Below are 3,680 nucleotides of genomic sequence, written 5' to 3'. Positions count from 1 at the left end.
TATTACGCCAATTGTTGGAGCTGTTAAAAAGAATTAACGAGGTATATAGATACCTCGCTGAGTTCATTTCTTTTCCACTTCCGCCAGCCGTCGTTCCAACTCACGGATTTTTTTGATGAGTTCTGGCAACTTACCAATCGCCGCTTCTGAGCGCAACCACTCTTTATGTGGGCGAGCAGGAAAACCTGCGCAAAAGGAATTGGCCGGAATGTCGTTAATCGGTGCCGACCTGGCGGCAAACACACAGTTATCACCAATAGTGATATGGCCAGCACTGCCTGATTGACCGGCAAACGTTACATTATTGCCGATTTTAGCACTGCCGGCAATACCAGTCTGGGCAACAAAAAAGCAATTTTCACCAACCACAACATTATGCGCCAAATGAACTAAATTATCGATTTTAGTCCCTTGCCTGACGATGGTGCTGCCGGTGGTAGCTCGGTCTATACAAGTATTAGCACCGATTTCCACGTCATTTTCAATAATAACATTACCTACCTGCGGTACTTTTTGGCGTCTGCCGTTAACGGTAATAAAGCCAAAACCGTCACTGCCAATGACTGCGCCGCTTTGAATAATAACCCGGTCACCGATATAACATCTTTCTCTAATCGTCACATTAGAATAAATAAGCGAATGAGTGCCAATAGTAACTTCACGACCTATGTAAGTGTGGGGATAGATGATGGTATTATCGCCAATGGAGGCATGTTCATCAATAACAACATGGGCCATTATGCTCACATTACTGCCAATCCTGGCAGTAGGACTTACTACGGCAGTCGGGTGAATGCCAGGCTGGACATTCAGCTTGGGGGTAAATAGCGTAAGCAGCGTGGCAAAGGCCACCCGGGGGTTGACCACCCGAATGGCCGGTTTGGGAAATGTTTCAACAGTATCAGGAATGATTACAGCCGCTGCTGCACACTTTGCCGCTTTCTCGATGTGCGGCGGAACAGCAAAAGTAATATCACCTGGACCAGCATCATCAATATTAGTAACACCGGTAATTTCTATCCCGGCAGCATCAGTAGCCGTACCATGAATCAGGGCGGCAATCTCATCTAACGTCTTTTTCACACAAGCAACCTCCTGATTATTGCATTTTGCTGATGACTTCATCAGTAATATCGGTACCGCCTTGGGCCACACTATTCTTATATAGTACAATACTCAATTTTTTATCCGCACTTACTTGTTCAACAGCCTGTTTGATGCTGGCATCAATTTGGCTTTCCAGATCTTGTTTTACTTTTAAGAAATCACCATAAGCAGCTTCCTGACGTTTTTGGTATTCCTCGGCACTAAGACTTGCCTTATCCTTTTCCAATTGTTCGCTCAATTCTTTGCCTTTGGCATTAAGCTGTTCCTGAAATTGTTTAATTTTAGGGCTGTCAGACATAACCTTATTTACATCAAGAACACCAATATTCCCTTGATTGCTGCTGCAACCGGCGACTGCCAAACTACCAACAAAAATGAGTACCAAGAGGAATGCCATTTTAATCTGTTTGTTCATCCAATAATCCTCCTTCAAAAAACCTATGCGCACGAGTTTTCCCTATTTCATAGATCTTATATTGCTCATAGTATATGCAGCAATTTATTTCTTAATCGCGGCAATCACCGCATCTGTCACATCAACTGCATGAACATTTATTTCCTGCCCTGTCAGAACAGCTTCCAGACCGCGCTCAACAGCTATGCTCGCCGTTTTATTCCGAATATCGTTCAAAATAAATTCTTCAAGAACCTTAATTTCCTGCTGTTTCAATCCCAGCTGTTGTTTAAGATTGCTGTCAGCGCCAGCGGTAACCGAGTCAGCCGGCGGCTGTGTCAACTTGGCCGCCAATTCGGCCGTTTGTGCCGACATGTTACTTTCAAGTTCACGCGAAAGCGCAGCGGCATAAGCCGCCAACTCTTGTTCCATCGCGGCTTTTTCAGGAGCTAATTCAGCCTCAAGCTGTTTTGCTAATTCCTGCTCTTTGGCTGCTAATTTATCGGCCTGCTCGGCTTTCAAGGCCTCCATTTCCTGTTTCAGCGCAGCGGCTTGCTGTTCGTCCATACGCACGGTCTGCAGCTTTAACTGCAAATTAAACAACGGCATCTGGTATTCCTGAGTAAGCTGTCCAGCATAATTCTTAAGCTGTTCGGCCAATTCCGTTTGCTTTTGGGTTGCCCGCTCTAGCAGACGCGCCTGCAATTCTTGCTGTTTTGCCGCAATTTTTACCTTAAACTCTTGTTCAGCAGCCGATTGTAAACTGCCGGTGACATTAGCAGGCAAATTCATAGCTGATTGAGACCGATTTTTTTCTTTACCAGCCATAATCGCAAGCTGCTCTTGCAGGGTAGCAGCCTGCTGCTTATAATGTTGCCATTCCTGATATTTGGGATGAGCCTGGATGGCTTTATCCAAGTCAATAACCCCAAGTTGCTGTACTTCGGGCGGTTTGGCGTCAGGTGTCGAACGGGAGCAGCCTGTTAGTAAAACAATACAAAGAATCAGGGCCGCAAGAAACCTTCCTGGTGTTATGCGAATAGACACCAAATCACCCTTTCTGCATGATAATATGATTGGAACTTCGGTTGAAGCGGCTGTTGTTGCAACATAAGGCAACAAGCTAAGCTTTGAGCCGAGCGCAGGATCAAGCGGCTCGGCTCATAAATATACCTTATTTCCCGGTAAGTTTTTTTACAACATCAGCAGTCAAATCTTGACCGCCGTATACTACATTATTCACATCAAAAACTACGGCAATACCTTTGGCATCAGCTACTGATTTAATAGCAGCATCTACTTTATCATAGATAGGTGCCAGAAGTTCTTGACGCTTAAGTTCCAAGCGCTGCATCGTTTGATTATAATAGTCTTGTTTTTCTTTAGCAGACATGTTAGCTGTTTTGGCCTCAAAGTCCTTCTGGGCTTGCTCAATTTCAGCGTTCATGGCTTCATCCGCTTTGGCTAGGTCTGGCAACTGTTGCAATATCAGTGCTCGATTTACTTTACCAATATTGGATGAGGTACCGGCCGCAGCCGCGTAGCCTGTAGCACTTTGCGATATCGCCAGTCCGAATATCCCTAGTAAAAACACCACTACTACAGTAACAGCAACCGTTTTAGCAAACTTCTTATCTTTAAACACGCTATACCCTTCTTTCCTGCCGTCTGGCAATAAAATTCTCCTTTACTTTCCAATTATATCAGGAAGCTCCCGATTCAGCAAGTCTTACAAATTGGCTATAAACCTCAGCCAATTCTCTTTTTCAGTAAAAACATACTCGGCACTTAGAAATTCATGCACCTTATACCTGACCCCAATTTCGTAGTAATCTGCTTTTGGCGTGTCCTCAAGCCGTAGAGTCCAATTGGTGCCAATGTAGTGATTAAGCCATAAGGTGTTGTGATTCTCAGAAAGATTGTACTTTAAGCCGGCGTAAGTAGTATCAGTAAATTTGTGACCCCAGCCTGGTTCAAAGTCCCATGCCAGATTATTGGGAACAAGTGTAATCTCCAAAAAAATTTCATCCCGGTTGCCGGTAAATTTGCCAACATGAAGCTTCGCCGAAGTAGTATCTTGCTCCCGTCCTACATCTAGATTTCCCTCCAGCGTTAATCGATATTTATTTGTTTCGGCATACAGGGTTACTTTCGTGTCAACACCAGGATCGACAACTGG

4 protein-coding genes and 1 pseudogene are annotated in these 3,680 nt (G+C 44.5%); all 5 read right to left on the bottom strand.

What is annotated here, in order from left to right; translation table 11 throughout:
- Positions 1 to 63: 63 nt before the first annotated feature.
- Positions 64 to 1,083, bottom strand: a complete 1,020-nt coding sequence (gene lpxD / locus AC29Z1_RS12170; RefSeq protein WP_488271732.1) for a UDP-3-O-(3-hydroxymyristoyl)glucosamine N-acyltransferase — start codon at positions 1,081 to 1,083, stop codon at positions 64 to 66.
- 16 nt (positions 1,084 to 1,099) lie between these two features.
- Positions 1,100 to 1,522, bottom strand: a complete 423-nt coding sequence (locus AC29Z1_RS12165) for an OmpH/Skp family outer membrane protein (RefSeq protein WP_488271731.1) — start codon at positions 1,520 to 1,522, stop codon at positions 1,100 to 1,102.
- 84 nt (positions 1,523 to 1,606) lie between these two features.
- A complete protein-coding gene (locus AC29Z1_RS12160; RefSeq protein WP_488271730.1) occupies positions 1,607 to 2,548 on the bottom strand; it encodes a hypothetical protein in 942 nt (313 codons plus the stop codon).
- A 127-nt stretch (positions 2,549 to 2,675) separates the two neighbouring features.
- On the bottom strand, positions 2,676 to 3,146 hold the full coding sequence (locus AC29Z1_RS12155; RefSeq protein WP_488271729.1) for an OmpH/Skp family outer membrane protein: 471 nt from the start codon (positions 3,144 to 3,146) through the stop codon (positions 2,676 to 2,678).
- Positions 3,147 to 3,230: 84 nt separating this feature from the next.
- Positions 3,231 to 3,680, bottom strand: a pseudogene (locus AC29Z1_RS12150) (hypothetical protein); the annotation flags it as partial.

This window comes from Sporomusa sp. (assembly GCF_057736855.1).
This window is presented reverse-complemented; position numbering and strand designations above follow the sequence as displayed.

Excerpts from the sequence above, each read along its gene's own strand:
- AC29Z1_RS12165 (WP_488271731.1), bottom strand. The coding sequence starts at position 1,522 with ATGAACAAACAGATTAAAATGGCATTCCTCTTGGTACTCATTTTTGTT.